1 pseudogene is annotated in these 446 nt (G+C 57.0%); it reads right to left on the reverse strand.

The features are described 5' to 3' along the window. Positions 1-369 precede the first annotated feature (369 nt). Positions 370-446 (reverse strand): annotated as a pseudogene (gene sso7d, locus R0J88_RS18805) (chromatin protein Sso7d); the annotation flags it as partial.

The following is a 446-nucleotide window of genomic DNA, read 5'->3' on the forward strand; positions in this document are numbered from 1 at the left end:
GGTGCCGTAAAGCACCAAATCGGACCCCTAAAGGGAGCCCCCGATTTAGAGCTTGACGGGGAAAGCCGGCGAACGTGGCGAGAAAGGAAGGGAAGAAAGCGAAAGGAGCGGGCGCTAGGGCGCTGGCAAGTGTAGCGGTCACGCTGCGCGTAACCACCACACCCGCCGCGCTTAATGCGCCGCTACAGGGCGCGTCCCATTCGCCAATCCGGATATAGTTCCTCCTTTCAGCAAAAAACCCCTCAAGACCCGTTTAGAGGCCCCAAGGGGTTATGCTAGTTATTGCTCAGCGGTGGCAGCAGCCAACTCAGCTTCCTTTCGGGCTTTGTTAGCAGCCGGATCTCAGTGGTGGTGGTGGTGGTGCTCGAGTCATTTTTTCTGTTTTTCCAGCATCTGCAGCAGTTCTTTCGGCGCGTCTTTTTCAGAAACCGCACCACGACCGGTTT

It is taken from the genome of Pseudoalteromonas sp. SIMBA_162 (genome assembly GCF_046535955.1).
Taxonomy (GTDB): domain Bacteria; phylum Pseudomonadota; class Gammaproteobacteria; order Enterobacterales; family Alteromonadaceae; genus Pseudoalteromonas; species Pseudoalteromonas marina.